The following is a 23,484-nucleotide window of genomic DNA, read 5'->3' as shown; positions in this document are numbered from 1 at the left end:
GTCCGGGCGCGCCCGCTACCGCCGATCGCCCCACAGCCCGAACTGACCCCACCGGCGGAAAGAACGGGTAGAACGGTGAACCAGCACACCCACGATCATGGGCCCGGCCCGGGCTCGACCATCCAGCACGACCACGGCAACGGCGGCCATACCGGGCACCGCACCGCCCACACCGGTCACGACATGACGGCCCTGCTCCACGCGGGACACGGCGACCCGCACGCGATGCACACCCAGGGGGAGCACGCCGGCCACTCGGTGGCGATGTTCCGCGACCGGTTCTGGCTCACGCTGGGGCTCTCGGTTGTGGTCGTGACCTTCAGCCCCATGTTCTGGCACCTCTTCGGAGCCATGCCGCCGGCCTTCCCCGGCAGCGACTGGATCGGCCCGCTGCTCGGCACGGTCATCTTCGTCTACGGCGGCATGCCGTTCCTCAAGGGCGGCCTCAGCGAGGCGCGCTCCCGGCAGCCCGGGATGATGCTGCTGATCGCGATGGCCATCACGGTGGCGTTCCTCGCCTCGTGGGCCACGAGCCTGAAGATCGGCGGCTTCGACCTCGACTTCTGGTGGGAGCTCGCGCTCCTGGTGACCATCATGCTGCTCGGGCACTGGCTCGAGATGCGCGCCCTCGGCGCCTCCCAAGGGGCCCTCGCCGCCCTCGCCGCGCTGCTGCCCGACGAGGCCGAGCGCGTGGGGGCAACGGGCGAGACCGAGACTGTCCCCGCCGCCGCCCTCGCGCCCGGCGACCTCGTCCTCGTCCGCGCCGGCGGCAGGCTCCCGGCCGACGGCCGCATCGAGCAGGGCACCGCCGAGCTGGACGAGTCCATGATCACCGGCGAGTCCAGGACGGTCGCCCGCGGCCCCGGCGACACCGTGGTGGCCGGCACCGTCGCGACCGACACGAGCCTGAGGGTCCGCGTCGAGGCTGTCGGGGAGTCGACCGCGCTCGCCGGCATCCAGCGCATGGTCGCCGACGCCCAGTCCTCCTCGAGCCGCGCGCAGGCCCTCGCCGACCGCGCCGCAGCCTTCCTGTTTTACTTTGCCGCCGGCGCCGGCATCCTCACGTTCGTCGCGTGGACACTCCTGGGCGAGCTTCCCACCGCAGTGACCGCGACGGTCACCGTCCTCGTCATCGCCTGCCCCCACGCCCTCGGGCTGGCGATCCCCCTCGTCATCGCGATCTCGACCGAGCGCGCGGCCAAGGGCGGCGTCCTCGTCAAGGACCGCCTCGCCCTCGAGCGTATGCGCACGGTCACCGCCGTCCTCTTCGACAAGACCGGCACCCTCACCCAGGGCGCGCCGGAACTCGTGGCCGCCGCGGCGGTTCCGGGAGCAGGCAGGGCGGACGACGGCGCGCTGGTCGCCCTCGCGGCGGCCGCCGAATCGGACAGCGAGCACCCCGTGGCGCGGGCGATCGTCCGCGCCGCGCGCGGCCGCGGACTGGCGGTGCCGACGGCGGCCGGCTTCCAGTCCAGCGCAGGCCGGGGAGTCCAGGCGCGCGTCACGGACGCGGCCGGCGAGGCCCTCGTCCAGGTGGGCGGCCCCGCGATGCTGGCCGAGCTCGGGCTCACGAGCCCCGCGGCGCTCGCCGACGAGGTGGGCGCGTGGACCGCCCGCGGGGCCTCGGTGCTCCACGTGGTGCGCGACGGCCGGATCGCCGGCGCGCTCGCGCTCGAGGACTCTGTCCGCGAGGAGTCCCGCGCCGCCGTCGGCGCGCTCCAGCGCCGCGGCATCCGCGTCGCGATGATCACCGGCGACGCCCAGCAGGTGGCCGACGCCGTGGCCAAGGACCTCGGGATCGACGAGGTCTTCGCCCAGGTCCTCCCGCAGGACAAGGACCGCAAGGTCGCCGAACTCCAGGGCCGCGGGCTCAAGGTCGCGATGGTCGGCGACGGCGTCAACGACGCCCCTGCCCTCGCCCGCGCCGACGTCGGCATCGCGATCGGTGCCGGCACCGACGTGGCGATCGAGTCCGCGGGCGTGGTCCTGGCCGGCAACGACCCCCGCTCGGTGGTCTCGGTCGTCGAGCTCTCGCGGGCGAGCTACCGCAAGATGTGGCAGAACCTCGTGTGGGCCACCGGCTACAACCTCATCACGGTGCCTCTGGCCGCAGGGGTGCTCGCATTCGCCGGCGTAGTGCTCTCGCCCGCGGTCGGCGCCGTGCTCATGTCACTGTCCACGATCGTCGTGGCGCTCAACGCCCAGCTGCTGCGGCGGCTCGACTTGGGCCCCGAGCGGGTTGCCTAGCACGATGGGGAGCGTGCAGATCGACACAACTGGAACCGCCACCAGGGCCTTTGGGCGGCTTCGGGGCCGCGAGTTGTGGCGATCTGCCCGGGCGCTGCTCCTCGTGGCAGCCGTCGTGGCAGGCCTGCTGGGCATGCACATGCTCGGCGGCGACCACCGGCCGATGCCTCCAGCGGCACCGGCCGCCCTGCACGCCGGTGGGCACTCGCTGATCGCCAGCCCCACCGGCGCCTGCGCCCACGGGCAGCCAGCGCCCGGCGAGGCGACGGCCCACTGCACCCCGGCGCCCGGCGTGCTGCCCCCGGCGCCGCCCGCCGCCGTCGTGCTCAGTCGGTCAGACGCGCTGCCGCCCGTCCCCCGGGGCGCCGTCCCGGCCGCAGTGCAGCCCCGCGCGCCCACGCCAGACCTCGACCAACTCTCGATCAGCAGGACGTGACGGCGGCCCCAGCGCCCGCTCCCACGCATCCCTACTGATCGGAAGACACTGTGAACACCAAGACCATCGCCCTGCCCGCTGCTGCCCTCCTCACGCTCGCCCTCGCAGGGTGCGGAACCCCAGCCCAGTCCGCCCCGGCCGCCCACGGCAGCCACGCGATTCCCGTCCCCTCGGCCCCGAGCACGGCCGGCGCGGCCTTCAATGCCCAGGACGTCATGTTCGCGCAGATGATGATCCCCCACCACGAGCAGGCGGTCGAGATGAGCGAGATCGTGCTGGCCAAGCCCGGCCTCGACGGCCGCGTCAGCTCCCTCGCCCAGCGGATCAAGGGCGCCCAGGCGCCGGAGATCGCGACGCTCAGGGGCTGGCTGGACGGCTGGAACCAGCCCAGCGCTATGCCCGGCGACGCCGGCCACGCCATGGACGGCATGCTCAGCGCCGAGGACCTCGGGAAGTTGCGGGCCGCCGATGCCCGGCAGGCCTCCCGGCTGTTCCTGAGCCAGATGATCGCCCACCACGAGGGCGCTGTCGCGATGGCCCAGACCGAGAAGGCCGGCGGATCGTACCGCGAGGCGCTGGCCATGGCCGGCTCGATCGTGGACTCGCAGACCCAGGAGATCGGGTCCATGAAGAGCCTGCTGAGCCAGCTCTGAGCGGCTGGGTGCGCCGGGTCCCCGCCCGGCGCGCCCCGTCCGGGGTCTTGATCCGCCGCCGCGGGGCTGGGAGCCTCGGGGCATGACGTACACGCTCACCACCCACGTCCAGCTTCCGTATGCCGAGGCGGTCGAGGCCGTGCGGTCGGCGCTCAAGGACCAGGGCTTCGGCGTCCTGACCGAGATCGACATCAGGACCACCTTCGCCGCGAAGCTCGGGCCGGACGCCGCCAATGCCGTGGGCGACTACGTGATCCTGGGCGCCTGCAACCCGAACCTCGCCAGCCGCGCGCTGGCAGCCGAGCCCGAGATGGGGGCGCTTCTGCCCTGCAACGTGGTGGTGCGCCGGGGCGCGGACGCGGATGCCACGACCGTCGAGGCGATCGACCCGCAGACCATGGTCCAGCTCAGCTCGAGCGAGCGGGTCCGCGAGGTGGCGGACGACGCCGGCACCCGGCTCCGCGCGGCCCTCGCCGCCGTGGCGGGGCACTAGGGCTCTTCGCATCGCCGCGGGACCTTCTGTAGCGTTGTGGTCTGCGCCGGCACCATGCCGCAGCGCACGACCAAGTGAAGGAGCCCGTGATGAGTGGGCACGACCACTCCCATGCCGGCGCGACCCAGGACCGCCGGCGCCTCCTCGCGGCGCTCTGCGTGACCGTGCTGATCCTGGCCGCGGAGATCGTCGGCGCGGTCCTGTCCGGCTCCCTTGCGCTCCTCGCCGACGCCGGGCACATGTTCACCGACGCCTCCGGGCTCGTCATCGCATTGATCGCGGCCTCGCTCGCCCTGCGGCCCCGCACCCCGGAACGCACGTGGGGCTACCGGCGGGCCGAGGTCCTGGCCGCCGCCCTCCAGGCCGGGCTCCTGCTCGTCGTCGGCACCCTCGTCCTCGTCGAGGCGATCCGCCGCCTCATCGAACCGCCCGAGGTCGGCTCGTCCGCGATGCTCTGGTTCGGCGTGATCGGGCTCTGCGGCAACGCGATCGCCCTGCTGGTCCTCGCCGGCGGGCGGCACGCCAGCTTCAACCTCCGGGCGGCGTTCCTCGAGGTGCTCAACGACGCGCTCGGCTCCGCCGCCGTGATCATCGCCGCGATCGTGATCGCCCTGACCGGGTTCACCCGCGCCGACGCCCTGGTCTCGCTCCTCATCGGCGCACTCATCGTGCCCCGCACCCTGCGTCTGCTCAAGGAGACCACGGACGTCCTCCTGGCCGCCACCCCGAAGGGCCTCGACCTCCGGGCCGTGCGGGAGCACATGCTCGCCCTGCCGCACGTCCTCGACGTCCACGATCTCCATGCGACCCTCATCGGCACCGGCACCCCGGTGATCACCGGCCACGTGACCCTCAAGGACGAATGCCTCGTCAACGGCCACTCGCAGCAGATCCTCGTGCAGCTCCAGGAGTGCGTCGCCGAGCACTTCGACGTCCCCGTCGAGCACTCCACCTTCCAGCTCGAGAACGCCGCGCACCGGGACCAGGAGCACCTGCACCACTGAGCCGGCTTTGCCCTCACCGCGCCGGAGTGCCATTATCTGCGTATGAATGCAGATAAGAAGATCTGCGGGCTGGACCCCGATTCGCAGTACGTGGACCTCGCGGTCGAGGTGTTCTCGATGCTCGCCGACGCGACCCGCGTGCGGATCATCCTCGCGCTGCGGGCCCAGGGAGAGCTGTCCGTGAACGAGCTCGCGGAATCGGTGGGCAAGGCGCCGGCGGGCGTGTCGCAGCATCTGGCCAAGCTCCGCCTGGCCCGGATCGTCACCGCCCGCCAGGAGGGGACGAGGGCCTTCTACCGGCTGGCCAATGAGCACGCCTCGCAGATGGTCTCCGATGCGATCTTCCAGGCCGAGCACTCCCTCGGAGGAGTCCCGCGCCACCACCACGCCCAGGCCGACGCCGGCCGGAAGGAGAAGGAGAGCGCATGAGCGCCGAGCACGCCCCGCACTCCACGGAAGCGGACCAGCACCACGACCACGACCATGACCACCGGCACGACCACGGGCATGACTACGGCCATGGGCACGATCACGGGCACCCGCACAGCCACGACCATGACCACGGCCACAGCCATGACCACGACCACCACCACGGCTTCCTCGGGACGCTCAAGGAGTTCTTCGTCCCGCACACCCACGATTCCTCCGACTCGATCGATGACGCCCTCGAGGCGAGCACAGAGGGCGTCCGTGCGCTGAAGATCAGCCTCTTTGTGCTCCTGGGCACCACGGTCCTGCAGTTCCTCGTGGTGCTCATCAGCGGCTCGGTGGCGCTCCTCGCGGACACCGTGCACAACTTCTCGGACGCGCTCACGGCCGTCCCGCTTTGGGTGGCCTTCCTCCTGGCCCGCCGCCCCGCGACCCGGCGCTACACCTACGGCCTCGGCAAGGCCGAAGACCTCTCGGGCCTGTTCATCATCGCGGTCGTCGCCCTCTCGGCCATCGTGGCGGGCTGGCAGTCGATCGACCGGCTCTTCCACCCCCATCCGCTCGAGAACCTCTGGTGGGTCGCCGCGGCCGGAGTGATCGGCTTCGCCGGCAACGAGGCCGTGGCCGTCTACCGCATCCGCGTGGGCCGCAAGATCGGCTCGGCGGCCCTCGTGGCCGACGGCGTCCACGCCCGCACCGACGGGTTCACCTCCCTCGCCGTGGTCGTCGGCGCGGTCGGCGTCATGCTCGGCTTCCCGCTGGCCGACCCGATCGTCGGCCTGCTGATCAGCGTCGCGATCTTCGTGCTCCTGTGGGGCACGGTCCGCAGCCTCGGCCGCCGCCTGCTCGACGGCATTGAGCCCGACCTCGTCGACCGCGCCGAGCACGCCTTGGCCCGCACCCCTGGGGTGCTCGCCGTCGAGCGCGTCCAGCTGCGGTGGATCGGCCACCGCCTCCACGGCTCCGCCGTGGTCCGCGTGGACCCGTCCGCGACCGCCGCCCAGACGGACGAGCTGCGGTCGGCTGGCGCCCACCGGCTCGGGCACGCCCTGCCCAACCTTGAGGACGTCACCATCGCCGTGACGGCGCAGGGCGCGCGCTAGACCCCGAGCGCCCGCGGATCCGGGCCCGACGGCCCTGCCGGGAACGGCCGGGCAGGCGCACACTCGCCGTGTCGGAGGAGGACGGCATGATGTACGGCTGGTACGGCGGCGGGGGCGTCTGGGCCTGGGTGGTGATGGGCGTGGTCGTGCTCCTGTTCTGGGGCGGCTTGGCGGTCGTCGTCGTCCTTCTGGTCCGCGGTTACCGCGGCGGAGGCGGCGTCCACTACACCCAGGGTCCCCAGCAGGATGACCCGGAGCGGATCCTGGCGCAGCGGTTCGCGCGCGGCGAGATCGACGAGACGGAGTACAGGGCCCGCCTCGACGCCCTCAGGCGCAGGCCGTGACGAAGCGGGGCCTGTACACCGCCGTCATCGCCGCCCTCGCAGCCGTGCTGATGACGGCGGCGTCCCTGCTCGCCGTGGCCCTGCTCGCACCGCCGCCCGGCGCCGTGATGCACCGGGCGCCCGTGTGCAGCGCCCCCAGCCTGCCCGGCACCACCGTCAGGGTCACCGAGACGGACATGGGCGCTGGCATGAGGGGACGGCCCATGATGGGACGGCCCATGGTGAGCCGGGACATGCGGCTGGCCTTGGACCGGGCCTCGGTGCCGCGTGGGCAGGTCTCCTTCGCGGTGACCAATCTGGGCAGCGTCCCGCACGAGCTGCTGGTCCTGGCCCTGCCAGCGGGGCAGGCCCTCGGCGGCCGGCCGGTGGCAGCAGACGGGACCGCGGACGAGACGGGCAGCCTGGGCGAGGCCTCGGCGTCCTGCGCCGCGGGGACTGGCGGCGGCATTGCCCCTGGGGCCGCCTCGTGGGTCACCCTCGACCTGCCCGCCGGACGCTACGAGCTCCTGTGCAACCTCCCCGGCCACTACCTTGCGGGCATGTCCGCCGAGCTGACGGTGACCTGACGCCTGACCAGGGCCCTACCGCCGCCGGCGGCGACCGAGCGTCGTCACGGCGAGGTACCCGGTCAGGCCCCCGAGCCCCGCTAGCCCCGTCCGCACGAGCGGCTCGCGCCACCCGCGCCAGCGCTTGTCGGAGGCGACGACCTCGCCCACGCCGCGGATGAACGCCGCCGCGATGACTCCGGCGAGCACCTTGTTCCCGATCCGCTCCGCCCGCGCCACGAGGGGCTCGAGCTCGGAGGCCCGCAGGTGCACCTCGAAGCCGCCCGAGTCCAGGACGCGGTTCAGGCTGTCCACGAGGTCGGGGACGTCCGAGGCGAGGTCGAGGGCGGTGAGGCCCGCGGCGCGGAGGCCCCGTACGAGCGCCCTGGGGGAGTACTGCTCGATCAGCAGCCGGCGCACGTGGGGCTCGAGGACGCGGGAGAGCCGGAACCCCGGGTCCAGCACGCGGCCCAGGCCCTCGGCCATGACCATCATCTTGATGACGATCGCCGCCTCCGCGGGCATGAGCAGGCGGTGGCGCCGCACCACGCCCAGGAGCTTCTGGGCCAGCCGGGCGATGTTGACGTCGGCGAGGTCCACGCCGTCGTACAGCTGGATGAACTCGGCGACGTCTGCCGCGAGGCGCGCGCGGTCGGTGACCGGGCCGGTCAGCGACATCGCCTCGAGGGCCCGCGCGAGCCGCCGGGCATCCTTGCGGGCGAGCGCGATGAGCAGGTGCCCGAGGTCGCCCCGCAGCTTGTCGTCGATCTCCCCGACCATGCCGAAGTCGATGATGGAGATCCGCCCGTCCGGCTCCACGAACATGTTCCCGGGGTGCGGGTCCGCATGGAAGAACCCGTCCTCGAAGATCATCTGCGCGAGGGCCGCCGCAGAGTGGTCAGCGAGGGCGCGGCGGTCCAGCCCGGCGGCGTCGAGCGCCTCGACGTCGTTGATCTTCAGCCCCTCCATGAACTCGAGGGTGAGCACGCGGGACGTCGTCGTCTGCCAGAAGACCCGCGGGAAGCGGTAGCGTTCGTCCCCGGCGAAGTTCGCCGCGAAGCGCTCGGCGTTGCGGCCCTCCTCGAGGTAGTCCAGCTCCTTGGTGAGCGTGCGGGAGAACTCGCCCACGAGACCCACCACGTTGTACTCCTCGAGAACCGGCCACGCCCGGCTCGCCCGCACGGCGACGTTGTGGAGGATCTCGAGATCCTCCCGGATCCGCTCGACCGCGCCCGGCTTGCGGACCTTGACCACCACCTTCGTCCCGTCCGCGAGGCGCGCGGCGTGGACCTGGCCGATCGACGCGCTCGCGAGCGGGACGTCGTCGAACGTCGAGAACGCCGCGAAGGCGTCCTCACCGAGCTCCTCGCGGACGACGGCGCGGATCGCCTCCGCGGGGACCGGCGGCGCCGCGTCCTGCAGCTTCGCCAGCTCCGCCTGGTAGGCCTCGGGAATCAGGTCGGGCCGGGTCGAGAGGATCTGGCCGAACTTCATGAAGGTCGGGCCGAGCTCCTCGAGGGCCAGCCGCACATGCACGGGGCCGCCGACCGGGCTCCCCGGCACCGCCGTGCCGCCCCGCCCGCGGGGGACGAGCCGGCCGAAGCCGGCCTTGGCGAGAACCTGGCTCAGGCCGTGCCGGGCCAGCACGTCCGCGATCTCGCGGTAGCGCCGTGCATGGGTGGTCCAGGGACTCGCGGCCATGGGACGAGCCTACCGGGACTGGGCTGCCCGGGACTGGGCTGCCCGGGCGGGGCTATCGGACCGGCTCGCCCAGCTGCTCCGCGAGCCCCTCCTGCACGGGCCTGCGGCCTGCCTCGACGTGGGCCTCGGACAGGGCCTGGGCGAGGTGGGGCTGGCCGGTGATGATGGCCTCGGCGAGGCCCTCGTGCTCGCGCGCGCTCACCTCGAGGGGGCGGTTGACGGACAGGCCGAAGACCCAGCGGTTCAGGCCCCGCAGCGGCCGGATGGACCGCTCGAGGAGCGCGTTGTCGGTGAGCGCGATGATCTGGTCGTGGAAGGACGCGTTGAGGTCCGAGGCGAGCTCGGCGTCGCCGGCGGCGAGTGCGCCCTGCGCGGCGGCCAGCGTGTCCTTGAGGACCGAGGCGTCCGCCCGGCCCTCGGCGACCCGCTCCGCCGCCCGGGCCGCGGCGAACGACTCGAGCAGCACCCGCAGGTCGAACAGCTCGTCCACGTCCTTGAGCGTCAGCTTCCGCACCACCGCGCCGCGGCGCGGGGCCGTGACCAGGAAGCCGTCCTGCTCGAGCCGGTGGATGGCCTCGCGCACCGGGATGCGGGAGACGCCGTACTGCTCGGAGAGCTCGCGCTCGCGCAGCCGCTGGCCCGGCTGGAGCTGGCCCGACACGATCGAGGCGATGATCTGCTGGTAGACCTGAGCGGCCATCGCCTCGTCCGGCGCCGTTGCTGTGCTCTCCATGTTCTCCACGCAGGCGACGATACCCGCTGATCCGGGCCGCGCCCGCGCGCGCCCGCGGCGTCATGGAGGGCCCGGCGGCGCCGATCTGCCGTACCCTGAGGGCACCAGTCCCGCCCAGCCGGAGGTCCCCGTGGCCGTGCCCTACCGCCCCGCCGCCGCCCAGCCCGGCACTGCACCCTCCGCCGAGCCCACTGCCCCGGTCCGGTTCCCGTGGATCCTCGGCGTGGTCCTGGTCAATGTGGGGATCAACGTCGCGTTCTTCGGCCCGCTCCAGGTGCTCCTGGCCCAGCAGGCAGCCGCGTTCGATCCGGGCCAGAAGGAGGCCATCTTCGCTCTGGTCACCGGAGCCGGCGCGGTGGTGTCCATGGTCGGCAACCCGCTGGCCGGCGCCCTCTCCGACAGGACTCCGGGCCGGTTCGGGCGGCGGCGGCCCTGGGTGCTCCTCGGCGCCGTGGGCGGGGCGATCGGCCTCGTGGCGCTCGCGGGTGCGCCGGACGTGGCGGTCATGGCCGCCCTGTGGTGCCTCGTGCAGGCCGGCTGCAATGCCGCCTACGCGGCGATCACCGCCGCCATCCCGGACAAGGTCCCGGTGCCCCAGCGCGGAACCGTCGGCGGTCTCGCGGCGATGGGCATCACCGTGGGTATCCTCCTCGGCGCGGTCGTGGCGGCCGTGGTCGCCGGCCGCTTCTCCCTGGGCTACGTGGTCTGCGCGGCGGTGCTCCTCCTCGGGACCGTCGTGTACCTCGCCACCGCCGAGGACGCCGCCCTGCCGCGCGGCGCGTTCGGCGGCTTCTCCCTCTCCAGGTTCCTCGCCTCGTTCTGGATCAGCCCGCGCCGGTACCCCGACTTCGCGTGGGCATGGTTCACCAAGCTGCTCGTGAACGTGGGGAACCACATGATCCTGCTCTACCTCGTGTACTTCCTCACGGACGAGGTGCGCATCGAGCAGACCACCGGGATCGCGCCGGCCACCGGCGTGCTCATCCTCACCGGCATCTACGCCGTGCTCGTCATCGTCACCAGCGTGATCGGCGGCCGGCTCAGCGACCGCATGGGCCGGCGGAAGCCGCTCGTGATGATCTCCTCGTGCATCATCGCGGTCGCCTCGCTGACGATCGGGCTCTTCCCCACGTGGGCCGGGGCCATCGCGGGCGCGAGTGTGCTCGGCATCGGGTACGGGGCCTACCAGGCCGTCGACTTCGCGCTCGTCACCCAGGTCCTCCCGCGCGCCGAGGACCGCGGCAAGGACCTCGGCGTCATCAACATCGCCAACTCGCTGCCGCAGGTCATCGCCCCGGCGATCGCCTACCCGTTCGTCGCGTTCCTCGGCGGGTACGTGTCGCTCTACATCGCAGCGGCCGTCATCGGCCTGCTCGGGGCCGTGTTCGTCACCCGGATCCGCAGCGTCGCCTGACTCCTCAACGGTGCGGGGGTGACTCCTCAACGGTGCGGGGGTGACTCCTCAACGGTGCGGAGGAGCGTGCGGGGAGGGGTCAGCGGGCGCGGGCCACGCGCCGTCGTGCGACGATCTCGCACGCCGCCTTGAGCTGCTGCTCCGCCTCGTACGGCATGAGCCGGCCCGTCCGCACGGCGGACACGAGTCCCGAGATGACGAGCACGATGCTCCGCCCCCGCTCCGCGTCCCCGGCCAGGCGCCCCAGCACCGACCAGGACAGCTCGTCCACCTCGCCGATGAGCGCGGCGAGCTCATGGTCGGCCGGCACCACGAGCTCGTCGAGGCACGAGTTGACGGCCGGCTGGGCCAGCCGCATCGCGAACAGCTCCACCGCCGCCCCAGCAAGGGCGCTCGCCCGCTGTGCATCAGTCCGGGACGTGGCCACGCGGTCCTCGACCCGTGTGCGCAGCTCGAGGAGCTGGCGCCGGTGCAGGCCGAGGAGCAGGTGCGCCGAGGAGGGGAAGTACCGGTAGGCGGTGCTCGACGAGACCCCGGCCTCGTGGGCCACCTCCGTGACGTCTACCTCGGGGTACTCGCGCGTCGCGAACTGCGCCGCCGTGTCCAGGAGCTGCTCGTACCGGGCGGCCATGCGGGGCGTCGCCGGCGGTGGGGCAGGGGTCACCAGATCGTGGGGCAATTCGAGCACTGCGAAGCAACCTCATTCCGGACGCTGGGGGGCCGTTCGGCACGCGGACAGAGAGGGGGACCGGGGGACTGTCCAACTATACGCCAGCGGCATCGGATCGCCCGGGGCCCTGCTTCCACCTTGCGGAAGACGGCCTCCATCCACCTATGATGTCCCTACCTCTTTCCCGAGGCCGGTGCTCGCACGGTCATCCCCGCGCATGAGCCGGCTCCCGGAAGTGCCGAACCCGGCAATCACCCCGGATCCCCCTCAAGGCTGCGCGCTGGAGAGCTGCGCCGACAAAGCGGTCGGCCGTCCTCCCGCGCGAGGCCCGCCACGCCGTCGTGCGCCCCTGACTACCCGCGGCCCGAGCCGCGAGCGCGGCGGCACCTGACCCAGGAGACACTGCCGTGACTGCTCCCACTGATACCTTTGCCCCTTCTTCCGAGTCGCTCGCCGAGCCGATCAGCGCCGAGGAGATCTTCGCCGCGCATGAGGGCGGCAAGCTCTCCGTCGCGGTGGAGCGCCCGCTCGCGACGAAGCGGGACCTCTCGATCGCGTACACGCCCGGGGTCGCGCAGGTGTCCCGCGCGATCGCGGCGGACCCTTCCCTGGCCCGGACGCACACGTGGGCCTCGCGGCTGGTCGCCGTCGTCTCGGACGGGACGGCGGTGCTGGGGCTGGGGGACATCGGCCCGTCGGCGTCGCTGCCGGTGATGGAGGGCAAGAGCGCCCTGTTCAAGACCTTCGGCGGGCTGGACTCGATCCCGATCGTGCTGGACACGACGGACGTGGACGAGATCGTCGAGACGATCGTGCGGATCGCGCCCTCGTTCGGGGCGGTGAACCTCGAGGACGTCGCGGCGCCGCGCTGTTTCGAGCTCGAGGCCCGGCTGATCGAGGCCCTGGACATGCCGGTGATGCACGATGACCAGCACGGCACCGCCGTGGTGGTCCTGGCCGCGCTGACGAACGCCGCGGTCGTGGTGGGCAAGGAGCTGGCCTCGATGCGGGCGGTGATCGCCGGGGCCGGGGCGGCCGGGATCGCGATCGCCGAGATCCTGCTCGCCTCCGGGCTGACCGACGTGGTCCTGCTCGACTCCAAGGGCGCCATCCACGCCGGCCGAGGCGATCTGGCCGAGCCGAGGAACGCGATGAAGGCGGAGTACGCGGCCCGGACGAATCCGCGCGGGGTGGCCGGCGGCACGGCGGAGGCGCTGGCCGGGGCGGACGTGTTCATCGGGGTCTCGTCCTCGACGGTCCCGGAGGAGCACCTGGCGGGGATGGCCGAGGGCGCGATCGTGTTCGCCCTGTCCAACCCGGACCCCGAGGTCGCCCCTGGGGTCGCGGCCCGGCACGCCGCCGTCGTGGCCACCGGCCGCAGCGACTTCCCGAACCAGATCAACAACGTGCTGGCCTTCCCGGGGATCTTCCGCGGCGCCCTGGACGCGGGGGCGCGCCGGATCACCCCGGCGATGAAGATCGCCGCAGCCCGCGCGATCGCCGGGCTCGCCCAGGACGGGCTGAGCGCCGACTACATCGTCCCCAGCCCCCTCGACCCCCGAGTCGCCCCCGCCGTCACCGCCGCGGTGGCCGCCGCGGTCGTGCCGGGAGAGTAGTCGCTTCCCTCCCCGTCGAAGGGTGGGCTGAGCACGGTGCCGCGCCCCGCGACCGTGCTCAGCCCGCCGTTGCGCAGGACCGCCCGTGGCAGGATGGCCGGGTGGACACCAGCCTCCTCGCGGCCCTCCTGTGCGCGACTGCCCTCGCCGTCTCAGTGCTCGGCACGATCCTGCCGGTACTCCCGGGGAGTGTCCTCGGCATCCTCGCCCTGCTCGAATGGGCGCTCTTCGGCGGGGCAGGCTGGGGCGGGTGGCTCCTGTTCGCGATCGGCACGGTGCTGTTCACCGCCGGGATGGGCGCTTCCTATGTCCTCACCGGGCGAAGGCTCTCTGCCCGCCAAGTCCCCAACGGCTCCATCCTCGCCGCCACTGTTGTCGCCGTCATCGGCATGTTCACTGTGCCGGTCATCGGGCTGTTCGTGGGCTTCGCGGTGGGGCTGCTCGGGAGCGAATGGCTGAGGACCCGCGATCTCCGGAGGGCTGGTGCGTCCTCATGGGCTGCGCTGAAGGCTCTGGGGCTCGGCCGCCTCGCCGAGTTCGCGTTCGCCGCCGTGGCCGCGACGGTCTGGGTCATCGGGGTGTGGGTGCACTTCGCGACCCGCTGACCCCCCGCCCCCTCACCGTTCCGGGTACGCATCTCGTCGCCCTTTCGGGCTTCCGGGTACGCACCGGATCTGCCCCGCACCGCCGCTGCGGCGGCCTTCCGCGCACGACGCCGCGCAGCGTCGCCGTCGGCCGTCCCACCCGAGTTTCCCCGCGGGACAGCGGAGACGGCGGTGTACCCGGAACGCCGTCTTCGCGACGAGATGCGTACCCGAAACGTCACCGGGGCGACGAGATGCGTACCCGAAAGCCGGGTGGGGACGGGCGGCGCCCCCTCGCTAGCATGGTGGGCATGCCTTCCCGCGAACTGGGCGGCCGCCCGCCGTTCCACGACACGCGCGACCTCACGCCCTTCCGCGGCGCGCAGGTCTACGCCCCCGTGCGCGGCATCAGGCGCCGCCTCGCCCAGCGGGTCACCGGCCGGACCAGGGCGCCACGCCTGAGGCCGTTCGCGTCCAAGGTGGAGAAGCAGGTCTACGCGGCCGTGTTCGCCCACGCGGAGCCGGAGCGGCTCGTGGTGATCGCCCGCGCCCACCCCGGCTGGTCCGGGCTCTGCTACGTCATGGCCGGGCTCCAGGCCTATCGGTCCCACCACCACGCCCAGGCCGCCGAGCTCCTCGCCCGCGGGCTCGCGGGCATGAGCGAGCCCGCAGCCGCCGCGTTCGCCACCGAGTACCTCGGCGGCGTGCGGCACTGGATCGAGGTCTCGGAAGGTGTCGAGGTCGAGGTCCTCTTCAGCGAGGAGGCCGTCTGCCTCGCGCTCGCCCACAGCCTCCGGGAGGTCGGCCGGCCGGACGAGGCGCTCGCCGTCCTCGCCCCGCTGCCGCCCTCGATGCCCACTGCCCTGGCCTCGTGCCGCCTCGCCGAGGTGCTGGGGCGCCCGCACGACGTCGTTTCCTGGACCGAGGGCCTGGCCAACGCGAGCGACCTCGCCGCGGCCCTCCTCGTGCTCCGCGCCCGGGCCCTGCGCGAGCTCGGACGCCGCGCCGACGCGCTCGCCGCCGTCCGCGAGGCCCTCCGGCGCCGCCGCACCGCGTTCGCCGTCAAGAACTCCGCGGCCACCGAGCGGGCACTGCTCATGCTGGGCGTGGCCAGGCGCCGCCGCGGGGCGGCCTCGGCGCCCTCCTCCGCGTTCGAGGAGCTGCGCGCGCTCACGCAGGCCAGGCGCGCACGGGACTCCGAGGCCCGCGAGCTGTGGCTGAAGGACTTCGAGGATCTCGAGCGCCGCGCGGGGGAGTAGCCGAGCGGCAGGCTTGCCGACGACGGCGGGTGGACGCCCGGCGTCGTGCGCCCCGCCTCCGCGTCCGGGTACACATCTCGTCGTCCAGGAGGCCTCTCGGGTACGAGGCCCGGCGTACCCGAAACGGCTCGAAGGCGACGAGATGCGTACCCGAAACGGCCATATGCCGACGAGATGCGTACCCGAAACGGTCAGGGGAGGGGGCGCGTGCGCGGGGCCGGCGGGGGCGGGGCGGCGGACGACGACGATGGCCCCCCGCCGCCGTCGGCCTCCAGGAGCGCCGTGGTCCGGTACGGGATGACCGTGCGCAGGATCATCCGGGTCGACGTGCGCCGGATGCCCGGGCACAGCCGGATCTCCTCGGAGACGCGGTAGAGGTCGTCGGGGCTCGTGGCGACGGCCCGGATGAGGAGGTCGGTGTCCCCGGCCGGGGCCAGGCACTCGAGGACCTCGGGAATGCGGCGCAGCGCGGCGACGGCCTCGTTGATGTGGCTCTGGTCCAGCTCGGCGCTGACCTCGGCGAGGACCCCGCGGCCCAGCCCCTCGGGGTGCACCCGAGTGCTGCTGGCGCGGAGCACGCCGCTCGCGCCCATGCGCTCGAGCCGGGACTGCACGGTCCCCCGCGCGAGGCCCAGGCGCTGGGCGAGGACCATGATGGGCGCGCGCGGGTCCTCGTCGAGCGCGAGGAGGATGCGCCGGTCGGTGCGGTCAAGCTGCTGCGTTCTGATCACTCTCCGCGGTTAGAGGGGGTTTCGGTTGGTCAGTTTGACCATCGTTGAGCGGCCCAGTTGTCACTGGTGCTTGCGACTTGCTCTGATGGTAGCAGTCAGCCCAACGAGCCCACCGGCCCGGACGGCGCGGCGACGGCCGGCGCGGGACACCCACCGAACTGGCCCGAGAGAGGTCACACCAGACCCGGCCGCAGCAGGACCCCGGGACTCCAGCAAGGGAGCCGGAACGGACGAGAGGCCCCGCGGCATGTGCCGTGGGGCCTCTCGCTGTCTCTGTCTCTGTCAGCGGCGTCGTCGCAGGGTCCACGGTCCGCTGGCCGCCGTTGGCTGCTAGTGCAGGCTGCTGGAGGTCTGCTCCTGGGCGGTGGCGTTGGTGTTCATGGTGCGCGAGGCGTCGCGGAGCTGCTCGACGAGCTTGGCCAGGGACTTCATGCCCGTGGACTGCCACTCGCCCTTGAACTGCTCGGCGTCGCGGCCGGCCCAGTTCGCCGGGATGTTGTTGTTGATCAGCGCGTTGAGGTTGTTCTTGATCTGGTCCACCTCGTTGGCCTTCGCGTCGAACTGCTTCGCGACACCGCGGAGCTCGGCAACGTTGGCGCCCTGCTGAATAGCCATGGTCTTTCCTTTCGTCCTGCCCCTCGGGCTTCCCCCGTGGACTTGGCTCCACGCTATACGGAGCCCCGCGCCCGGGCGATGGGGAGAACTCCACACGGGAAGGGGGCCCGGCAGCGCGGCTGGCGCGGCACCGGGCCCCCGAAGCGGCTGCCCTGGGCAGCCTCGGCAGGCGTCAGCTGGCCCGGCTGACCACCAGGATCGGCTGGGTCCCCGTGTGCGGGCCGGGGCGCACCGGCATTGGCCGGGCGGGGCGCATGCGGGCGACGGCGGCGGGCTCGCTCGGCCGCGCAGGCGCCGGAAGGGCCTTGGCCGGGGCCGGAGCCGGGGCGACGGTCAGGGCGGGCACGAGGGCCGCTATCGCAACCTCCTCGTCGGCGGGCTGGGCGTCCTCGGCGTCGGCGCCCCGAGGCTCGCCCGAGTTCGCGGCGGAGGCGGAGGCGGCTGCGGACGAGGCCTGCTTCGCGGCGAGGAGCGCGTCCGCCTTGGCGATCACCGCCCGGCGCGCGTACTCGGCGCGGGCCTCCTCGGTCTCGGCGGCAGGGCCCTCGACCGCGGCAGCACGCCGCGCGAGCGACCGCTGCACGAGCCCGCGGGCTGCCCGCAGCGCGGCCATGGCCGCCGACGCCGCCCCCTGGCCGGCGCCGGCGATCAGCAGCGTGATGACGGTGGCCACGGCGAGGAACAGCAGAAGGGCGCCCCCGATCATGAGCGTCCCGAAGTACACAAGGTTCGTCACCATCAACGCATCGTCCACAGCAGCTCCTCCCACGAGCTCGGGTGTCCCCGGCACCGGCCACAACGCCTTCATTCTTTCCCGCTGGCCCCCCTCGTAACACCCGGAATCGAGGACGTTGCCGAAACGCAATGGACCTGTTACCCAACGTGACATCGGGCTCACACTTGTCTCGGGAACATCTCGGCCCGCTCGCCGGTTTCCGCCCTTGTGACCGCACTTTCCATCCTTGACCTCGCTCCCATCGTGGAGGGCTCCGACGTGGCCGGCGCGCTGGCCGCCTCGACCCGGCTCGCGCGCCTCGCGGACGAGGCCGGCTACCGGCGGCTCTGGTACGCCGAGCATCACAACACGGACGCCCTCGCCTCGAGCGCCACTGCACTCCTGATCGCCAACGCGGCCGCCAACACGTCGAGGCTGCGCGTCGGCTCCGGCGGGATCATGCTCCCGAACCACGCGCCGCTGGCCGTCGCGGAGGCGTTCGGCACGCTCGCGAACCTCTACGGCGACCGCATCGACCTCGGCTTGGGGCGCGCCCCCGGCACCGACCCCCGCACGGCGGCCCTCCTGCGCCGCGGCGCCCGCGACGACGGCGAGGCCGCCTTCGCCGCGAACATCCGGCTCCTCGCCTGGTTCTTCGGCGAGCAGGAGGACGACGCCGAGAGCGTCCAGCTCTCGCAGGGAGTCCACGCTGCCGTGGCCCGCGGAACCAACGTCCCGCTGTGGGTCCTCGGAAGCTCGACGGCGGGCGCGGCCATCGCGGGCCAGCTCGGCCTGCCCTACGCGGCCGCGAGCCACTTCGCGCCCTTCCAGCTCTCGGAGGCGATCTGGACCTACCGGCAGATGTTCAACCCGTCCGCGCCGACCGCGCAGATCTCCGAGCCCTACGTCATGGCCGGGGCCAACCTCATGGTCGCCCCGACCCGCGAGGAGGCGGAGTTCCTCTTCACCACCCACCAGCAGATGTTCGTGGCGATCCGCCGCGGCACGCGCGGGCCCCTGCGTCCGCCGGTCCACGCAATGGACTGGGCCCCGCACGAGGAGCAGATGGCCACCTCGGCGCTGCGCTTCTCCGCCGTCGGCACGCCCGGCGAGGCGGCCGAGTTCCTGCGCGTCTTCGCGGCCTCCTACGGGATCGACGAGATCATCCTCACCGGCTACGCCCACGATCCCGCGATGCGCGAGCGCTCCTACCGCCTCATGGCCGAGGAGTGGGCCAAGGACTCGTCCCCGGACGCCGCCGCCGTCGGCTGAGGGCGGGCGAACCGGCCGCGCGCGGCCTCCAGCGCTGCACGGAGGATCTCCTCGCCCGCCCGGACGCCGGCGCTCTCGGTCACCCGCAGCCCCGGCCGGGTGTAGCCCGCGGCCTCGAGCTCGCCGTGCCGGGGCCGCAGGGCCACGTCGGCCAACTCGAGGAGCCCCTGGTCGAGCAGCGAGTCGCCGGCGGCGACGAGCCCTCGTGCGCCCACCCGGTCCATGACCTCGGCGACCGCGGCCTCCTTGGTCACTGCCGCCGGGACGCAGTAGAGCTTGCGCCCCTGGAGAGAGACGACCCAGCCGCGCTCGGCGCACCAGCCGGAGAGCCCGGCGAGCCACTCTGCAGGCAGCCAGGCGCGGTCCACGATCGCGTAGGCGAACAGGTCCTCGGCAGTCCGCACGCGGTCCACCCACGGCGGGTCGTTGTGGCACAGGCGCGCTAGAACGTCCTCGATCGGGGCGGATCCGCGGGCGACGGCGTGGCGCACCCGGGCGGACCACGCGCCGTCGGGCGTCCCGAAGTGCAGGAGGACGCCGCCGTTGGTGGTGATCGCGTACGGGGTCGGCGGGAGCTGGACCCGGGCGAACTGGGCCTGAGTCCTCGTGGTCACGGGGACGAGGACGGCGTGGCCCAGCAGCTCGTGCAGGAGGTCCTCGGCCGCGCGGGTCATGTAGCTCAGCGGGGCGTTCTCGTACACCTCGCTCACCACGAGCCGGGGCGCGCAGTGGTCCGGGCCGTCGAGGTGGAGGGCCCGGGCGGAGTAGATGAGCGTGCGGTCGAGGTCGCACGCCACCACCGGCCTAGACATCGGCCACCGCCTTCCCGTCGGCCCCCGTCGCGCCGGGCGTGAAGCGCGGGTGGATCAGCCCCACGCAGCTGTACGGCAGGCCCTCCGCCGGCTCCACCGGCACCCCCCGCTGCCCGGCGAGCAGCAGCACGTGGGCGAGGTCGCCGCACAGGAGGCGGCCGGCGTCGTCCGTGGCGAGCAGCTCCGGGCGCGCGAGCACCTTCCACGGCACGCGGCGCAGGAGCACGCGGGTGGTCTCCCCGACGCCGGGCTTGACGAGGTTCACGGCGTTCCGGAGGGGGCCGAGGCCCTGGTCCGCGGCGATGCGCTCCACGGCGGCCCAGCCCGCCCACGTCGGCTCCTCCAGGGGCTCGGGCAGCCTCGGGCGGATGCCGGGGAAGTGCGCGGCCACGGCGTCGACGAACTCGTTCGCGACGTCCCGCGGCGCGAGCTCGCGGTAGAACTTGGCCCCGTGCATCTCGTGCGGCCCGATCAGCGCGCGGTTGAAGACGGTGCGGGAGACGAGCCCCGAGACGGTCGAGTTCAGGCACGCGGAGGGGATGAGGAAGTCCTCCCGCGTGCCGGACACGCGCACGCAGCGGCCCGGGTCGGCCAGGACGGCGAGCTCGGGAGAGAGGCGCACGCCGTCCGAGGCGGCGAAGTCCTCGAGCGCCGCGGCGAGCTCCCGCGCGATCGCGCCCTTGCCCGTCCAGCCGTCCACGAACATGATCTGCTCCGGCCGGTGCCGCGTGAGCAGCCAGCGCAGCGCATTCGCGTCGATCCCGAGCCCGCGCACGATGCTCATCGTGTAGTGCGGCACGTCCAGACCGTGGGCGTGCGCGGCCCAGCGGCGCATGAGCACCCCGACGGGGGTCCCGGCCCGGGCGAGCGAGACGAGCACCGGCTCGCGGCCGCGCAGCGCGAGGACCTGCTCCGTGACGTCCGCGACCGCCTGCGCGATCCGCAGGCCGGACGCCGCGAGGGCCTCGCGGAACAGGGCCTGGTACTCGGGGCTCGGCTCGTACTCCTGAGGCAGCGATTCGGCGTAGCTCGCCCGCCCGGACTGGATCGCGGCCTCGCGCTCGTGGGCCGGAGCCTCCAGGCGCGCGCCGGAGAGGTCCTTGAGCAGCCAGCCCACGTCCTCGGGCCGGTAGGAGCCGAACGCCCCGGGGCCGGTGCCGCCGCGCAGCGGCTCGGGGTACGGCGGTTCCGCGTCGAGGGGGAGCACGACGACGGTGCGCGCCGCCCGCGCGAGCGCCTCGGTGACGCTGGGCTCGCCGTGGGCCTGCGTTCCCGGCCTGCCCACGGTGGCGAGGTCCTCGGGCGCGGTACCGGGCTCGGGCAGGTAGACGATGGCGTCGAAGCGCTCGCCTCGGGTCACGATGTTGTACGCGTGGCGGCGGCCGGTGCCCGGGCCGCCGTCGAGGGCGTGGTCGTGAGACGCGAACGTGAGCGCGGAGCGGACCGCGTAGCCGGGCTCGTCGTGGACGTGCACGGGCGAGCGGGTGGTCGAGGAGAAGAGGGTGCCCGGGAAATCGGCGGTGAGGGCGTCGGCGACGGCGAGGGGCAGCGCGAGGTGCTCCTCCGCGCCGAGCACGAGGACCCGGGCCGTCCGCGCGACCCCCTTCTCGGCCAGGGCGGCGGCCGCGGCGCGCGCGGCGGGGGCAGCCAGGTCGGCGAGCCGGACCCCGTGGGGGCCGGCGGTGTCGACGCCGAACCGCGCGCTCCGGACTGCGCCGAGGTCACCCCGTGGGGCGCCGAGGTCACCCGGTGGGGGCGCGAGGTCGCCCCGTGGGGGCGCGAGGTCGCCCCGTGGACTGTCGAGGTCACCCAGTGGGGCGCCGAGGTCGGGGGCGGAGGCGGCGAGCCACTGGGCCGCCCGCTCGAGGACGTCGGCGGGCAGGCGGACCATGCCCACCCCGAGCGCCACGACCGTCAGCCCGCACCCGAGGTCCTCGGCGAGCCGCTCGAACTCCGCCCGGTCCTCGGCCGAGCGGAGGTCCACCAGGGTGGCGACCACGTACCGCCGGCGAGGCGGGCCTCCGCCGGAGGGGCCGGCGTCGTGCGCCACCTCCGGCCGCCAGGCGGCGTGCAGCTCCCGCACCGTGTTGAGGACCGTCCGGCCGGTGGAGAGCTCGTCGTCGACCAGCACCACGGTGGCGGCGCGGGCGAGCCGGGTGGGGTCGCTGGGCACGAGGGCGTGCCCGGTCGCGTGCGAGTGCTCCTCCTCGAAGCCCCCGAAGGGGCGCACGGGCGTGCTCAGGCGGGTGGAGTGGAGGTAGTAGGAGCCGAGGTACTCGGCGACCGCGTGCCCGAGGCCCGTGGCGGTCTCGGCGTAGCCGAGCGTCGCGATGTGCTCGCCGCCCGCGGCGCGCTGCGGAAGGGGGAGGGGCAGCGCGTCCGACGGCGCGTCCCCGGCGAGGAGGGCCAGGAGCGCCCGGGCGGCCTCCTCCAGCTGTGGCCCGGCGGCGCCGTCTGCGGGGCCGAGCCCCAGCTCCCTGGCAACGGCGGCGCCGAGCAGCCGCGCCGCGCCGAGCGCGACTGCCGGCGGCGTGGGCACGTGCTTGGCGAGGACGCGCGAGACGAGCAGCTGGGCGCGCTTCGGGTTGCGCCGCACCGCGAGGCCCACGAGGGCGTCGACGGGCACGAGGCTTCCCGGCGCAGTCGCGAGCGTGATCCCGAGCCGGTCGCGGACCACCGCCCCGGGCCACACGCGCTCCGGCGGGGTGACGTCGCGCTCCGGCGGGGTGACGTCGCGCTCCGGCGGGGTGACGTCGCGGTCCCAGGGGGTGACGTCGCGCTCCCAGGGGGTGACGTCGCGCTCCGGCGGGGTGACCTCGCGCTCCCAAGGGGTGACGTCGGCGGTGTGGGTCACTTCATGCTCGCTTCCAGCAGGTCCACGAAGGTCACGTCGGGCCGGGCCACCCCGAACGCGTCGGCGCGCAGCAGGGTGCGGCGGGCCCAGGCCCGATGGGGCTTGGCCTCGTTCATCCGCACGCCCGAGCGGGAGGCGACCGCCCCGCCGCCCTCGGCGGCCATGATGTCCAGGGCGTCGAGGTACTCGTCGTGCGCCACGACGTGGAGCGCGTGCACGAGCGGGACGTGCGAGGGGTGGATGACCGTCTTGCCGAGCAGCCCGTTGGCGAGGTCGAGCTCGATCTCCCGCAGCAGGCCGTCGAGGTTCGCGCCCAGGAGCTGCTCGCGCAGCACCCCCGAGTTCGCGGCGTCGAACGGGGTGGCGCGCAGGAGGGGCCGCAGGATCCGCTCGTTGTTGGTGTAGTGCTCCCACACCGGCCCCGAGATGACCCACCCGCCGTCGGCGCGGCCCAGGATGCCCACGACGTCGGCGATCACCTCCGCGACCACGGCGACGTGGTAGATGGTCAGGTCGCGCGAGCGGCGCAGCCCGTAGGCGGAGGCGATGTCCGTCGCCCCGATCCGCACGGACAGGACGAGATCGCGATGCGCCTCGAGCAGGTCGCGGACGGCGAGCAGGGCCTCAGGCCTGCTCTCCCGGTGCGTGGTCACCGGGTGCTCGATGATCGGCATGGCCCGCAGCGGCACCCGCGCAGAGAGCTCGGCGTTGAGCTGCTCGAGGGCCACGAGGAACCGCTCCGCGCGGCCCGAGGCGTTCTCGAACTTGGGGAGCACGAACCCTGTGAGGACGCCCGCCGCGTCCCCGAGCCGTCGCCCGAGGGCGAGGAGCTGCTCGGGGGAGCGCGGGCGCACGAACAGCAGCGGCAGCGTCCGCGCCCGGGTCGGCGCGTCGAGCCCAGCGAGCTCGGCGAGGGCTCCGGCCACGTTGTCCTCCGCACTCTCCACCGCTGCGTCGGGGACGGCGTCCTCGAGGCACAGGACGGTGCTCGTGCAGCCGGAGCGGGCGCGGCGCAGGATCCCCTCGGCGAGCCCCGGCCGGGTGCCGGGCGTGTAGAGCGTGGCGCCGAGGCCGACGGCGAGCGCCTCCGCGCCGCTGTCCGGGCCGAGCTCGCGCGGCCGGCGGGCGAAGAGCCGGTCGCGGGTGCTCGCGGTGAGGTACGAGTAGTGCAGCACGGGGTCCCCCAGGTGTCGGTGCGTGCAAGAACGGTGCGTGCAAGAACGGTGCGTGTCCGCCCCACGGCGCGCCGCGGGG

General features: G+C 73.6%; 23 protein-coding genes. 14 read left to right on the top strand and 9 right to left on the bottom strand.

Annotated elements, in window-relative coordinates:
* Window positions 1-183: 183 nt before the first annotated feature.
* The 9 genes from J2W21_RS17530 to J2W21_RS17490 all read left to right on the top strand — a co-directional run bounded on the left by J2W21_RS17530 (window position 184) and on the right by J2W21_RS17490 (window position 7,275).
* On the top strand, window positions 184-2,247 hold the full coding sequence (locus J2W21_RS17530) for a heavy metal translocating P-type ATPase (RefSeq protein WP_307115822.1): 2,064 nt from the start codon (window positions 184-186) through the stop codon (window positions 2,245-2,247).
* Window positions 2,248-2,350: 103 nt separating this feature from the next.
* Window positions 2,351-2,683: a DUF6153 family protein gene (locus J2W21_RS17525; RefSeq protein WP_307115801.1), complete on the top strand. Its 333-nt coding sequence runs from the start codon at window positions 2,351-2,353 to the stop codon at window positions 2,681-2,683.
* Between the two features lie 50 nt (window positions 2,684-2,733).
* On the top strand, window positions 2,734-3,336 hold the full coding sequence (locus tag J2W21_RS17520; protein WP_307115800.1) for a DUF305 domain-containing protein: 603 nt from the start codon (window positions 2,734-2,736) through the stop codon (window positions 3,334-3,336).
* Between the two features lie 82 nt (window positions 3,337-3,418).
* Entirely contained in the window at window positions 3,419-3,829 is a 411-nt protein-coding gene (locus J2W21_RS17515; protein WP_307115799.1) for a DUF302 domain-containing protein, read from the top strand.
* A gap of 89 nt (window positions 3,830-3,918) precedes the next feature.
* Window positions 3,919-4,833: a cation diffusion facilitator family transporter gene (locus tag J2W21_RS17510; protein WP_307115798.1), complete on the top strand. Its 915-nt coding sequence runs from the start codon at window positions 3,919-3,921 to the stop codon at window positions 4,831-4,833.
* Window positions 4,834-4,875: 42 nt separating this feature from the next.
* Entirely contained in the window at window positions 4,876-5,262 is a 387-nt protein-coding gene (locus J2W21_RS17505; RefSeq protein ID WP_307115797.1) for an ArsR/SmtB family transcription factor, read from the top strand.
* Window positions 5,259-6,365, top strand: coding sequence for a cation diffusion facilitator family transporter (locus J2W21_RS17500; protein WP_307115796.1), 1,107 nt, complete (start codon window positions 5,259-5,261; stop codon window positions 6,363-6,365). Before J2W21_RS17505 ends, J2W21_RS17500 begins: the two co-directional genes overlap by 4 nt.
* 68 nt (window positions 6,366-6,433) lie before the next feature.
* The gene (locus tag J2W21_RS17495; RefSeq protein ID WP_307115795.1) at window positions 6,434-6,709 is read left to right on the top strand and encodes an SHOCT domain-containing protein; all 276 of its coding nucleotides are present in this window, start codon (window positions 6,434-6,436) and stop codon (window positions 6,707-6,709) included.
* Window positions 6,706-7,275 (top strand): sulfocyanin-like copper-binding protein, encoded by a 570-nt coding sequence (locus tag J2W21_RS17490; RefSeq protein WP_307115794.1) that lies wholly within the window; start codon window positions 6,706-6,708, stop codon window positions 7,273-7,275. Before J2W21_RS17495 ends, J2W21_RS17490 begins: the two co-directional genes overlap by 4 nt.
* A gap of 15 nt (window positions 7,276-7,290) precedes the next feature.
* On the opposite strand, the gene J2W21_RS17485 is transcribed toward J2W21_RS17490, so the two are convergent.
* Together J2W21_RS17485 and J2W21_RS17480 are read right to left on the bottom strand one after the other, a co-directional pair.
* Window positions 7,291-8,955, bottom strand: a complete 1,665-nt coding sequence (locus tag J2W21_RS17485; RefSeq protein WP_307115793.1) for an ABC1 kinase family protein — start codon at window positions 8,953-8,955, stop codon at window positions 7,291-7,293.
* A gap of 52 nt (window positions 8,956-9,007) precedes the next feature.
* Window positions 9,008-9,688 (bottom strand): GntR family transcriptional regulator, encoded by a 681-nt coding sequence (locus J2W21_RS17480; protein WP_307115792.1) that lies wholly within the window; start codon window positions 9,686-9,688, stop codon window positions 9,008-9,010.
* A gap of 130 nt (window positions 9,689-9,818) precedes the next feature.
* Between J2W21_RS17480 and J2W21_RS17475 the strand changes: the two genes are divergently transcribed.
* Window positions 9,819-11,102, top strand: coding sequence for an MFS transporter (locus tag J2W21_RS17475; RefSeq protein ID WP_373423124.1), 1,284 nt, complete (start codon window positions 9,819-9,821; stop codon window positions 11,100-11,102).
* A 79-nt stretch (window positions 11,103-11,181) separates the two neighbouring features.
* Here J2W21_RS17475 and J2W21_RS17470 read toward each other — a convergent pair whose 3' ends face one another.
* Window positions 11,182-11,790, bottom strand: coding sequence for a TetR/AcrR family transcriptional regulator (locus J2W21_RS17470; RefSeq protein WP_307115791.1), 609 nt, complete (start codon window positions 11,788-11,790; stop codon window positions 11,182-11,184).
* 443 nt (window positions 11,791-12,233) lie between these two features.
* Between J2W21_RS17470 and J2W21_RS17465 the strand changes: the two genes are divergently transcribed.
* The 3 genes from J2W21_RS17465 to J2W21_RS17455 all read left to right on the top strand — a co-directional run bounded on the left by J2W21_RS17465 (window position 12,234) and on the right by J2W21_RS17455 (window position 15,231).
* Window positions 12,234-13,388 carry an NAD(P)-dependent malic enzyme gene (locus J2W21_RS17465; protein ID WP_373423126.1) on the top strand — a complete coding sequence of 385 codons (1,155 nt, stop codon included), beginning with the start codon at window positions 12,234-12,236 and terminating at the stop codon, window positions 13,386-13,388.
* A gap of 101 nt (window positions 13,389-13,489) precedes the next feature.
* The gene (locus tag J2W21_RS17460) at window positions 13,490-13,993 is read left to right on the top strand and encodes a DUF456 domain-containing protein (RefSeq protein WP_307115789.1); all 504 of its coding nucleotides are present in this window, start codon (window positions 13,490-13,492) and stop codon (window positions 13,991-13,993) included.
* A gap of 290 nt (window positions 13,994-14,283) precedes the next feature.
* On the top strand, window positions 14,284-15,231 hold the full coding sequence (locus J2W21_RS17455) for a hypothetical protein (protein WP_307115788.1): 948 nt from the start codon (window positions 14,284-14,286) through the stop codon (window positions 15,229-15,231).
* Window positions 15,232-15,422: 191 nt separating this feature from the next.
* Here the strand turns inward: J2W21_RS17455 and J2W21_RS17450 are convergent, their stop codons facing one another.
* The 3 genes from J2W21_RS17450 to J2W21_RS17440 all read right to left on the bottom strand — a co-directional run bounded on the left by J2W21_RS17450 (window position 15,423) and on the right by J2W21_RS17440 (window position 17,316).
* Window positions 15,423-15,962 (bottom strand): Lrp/AsnC family transcriptional regulator, encoded by a 540-nt coding sequence (locus J2W21_RS17450; protein ID WP_307115787.1) that lies wholly within the window; start codon window positions 15,960-15,962, stop codon window positions 15,423-15,425.
* 330 nt (window positions 15,963-16,292) lie between these two features.
* Window positions 16,293-16,577, bottom strand: coding sequence for a WXG100 family type VII secretion target (locus J2W21_RS17445; RefSeq protein ID WP_307006054.1), 285 nt, complete (start codon window positions 16,575-16,577; stop codon window positions 16,293-16,295).
* Between the two features lie 172 nt (window positions 16,578-16,749).
* Window positions 16,750-17,316 (bottom strand): hypothetical protein, encoded by a 567-nt coding sequence (locus J2W21_RS17440; protein ID WP_307115786.1) that lies wholly within the window; start codon window positions 17,314-17,316, stop codon window positions 16,750-16,752.
* A 204-nt stretch (window positions 17,317-17,520) separates the two neighbouring features.
* On the opposite strand from J2W21_RS17440, the gene J2W21_RS17435 reads away from it, so the two are divergent.
* Window positions 17,521-18,564, top strand: a complete 1,044-nt coding sequence (locus J2W21_RS17435) for an LLM class flavin-dependent oxidoreductase (RefSeq protein WP_307115785.1) — start codon at window positions 17,521-17,523, stop codon at window positions 18,562-18,564.
* Here the strand turns inward: J2W21_RS17435 and J2W21_RS17430 are convergent.
* From J2W21_RS17430 to J2W21_RS17420, 3 genes are read right to left on the bottom strand one after another with little or no spacing between them, the layout of a single operon-like run.
* Window positions 18,501-19,376, bottom strand: a complete 876-nt coding sequence (locus J2W21_RS17430) for an HAD family hydrolase (RefSeq protein ID WP_307115784.1) — start codon at window positions 19,374-19,376, stop codon at window positions 18,501-18,503. The two genes, J2W21_RS17435 and J2W21_RS17430, sit on opposite strands and share 64 nt — an antisense overlap.
* Window positions 19,369-22,230 carry a phosphoribosyltransferase domain-containing protein gene (locus J2W21_RS17425; protein ID WP_307115783.1) on the bottom strand — a complete coding sequence of 954 codons (2,862 nt, stop codon included), beginning with the start codon at window positions 22,228-22,230 and terminating at the stop codon, window positions 19,369-19,371. Before J2W21_RS17425 ends, J2W21_RS17430 begins: the two co-directional genes overlap by 8 nt.
* Window positions 22,227-23,405 carry an HpcH/HpaI aldolase/citrate lyase family protein gene (locus tag J2W21_RS17420; RefSeq protein WP_307115782.1) on the bottom strand — a complete coding sequence of 393 codons (1,179 nt, stop codon included), beginning with the start codon at window positions 23,403-23,405 and terminating at the stop codon, window positions 22,227-22,229. The genes J2W21_RS17425 and J2W21_RS17420 overlap by 4 nt, the downstream gene beginning before the upstream one ends.
* Window positions 23,406-23,484: the final 79 nt, after the last annotated feature.

The organism is Sinomonas atrocyanea, from assembly GCF_030811715.1.
In the GTDB taxonomy this organism is placed as follows: Bacteria; Actinomycetota; Actinomycetes; order Actinomycetales; family Micrococcaceae; genus Sinomonas; species Sinomonas atrocyanea_A.
Note: the sequence above shows the minus strand (reverse complement) of the source record. Positions and strands in the feature narration are given on the sequence as shown.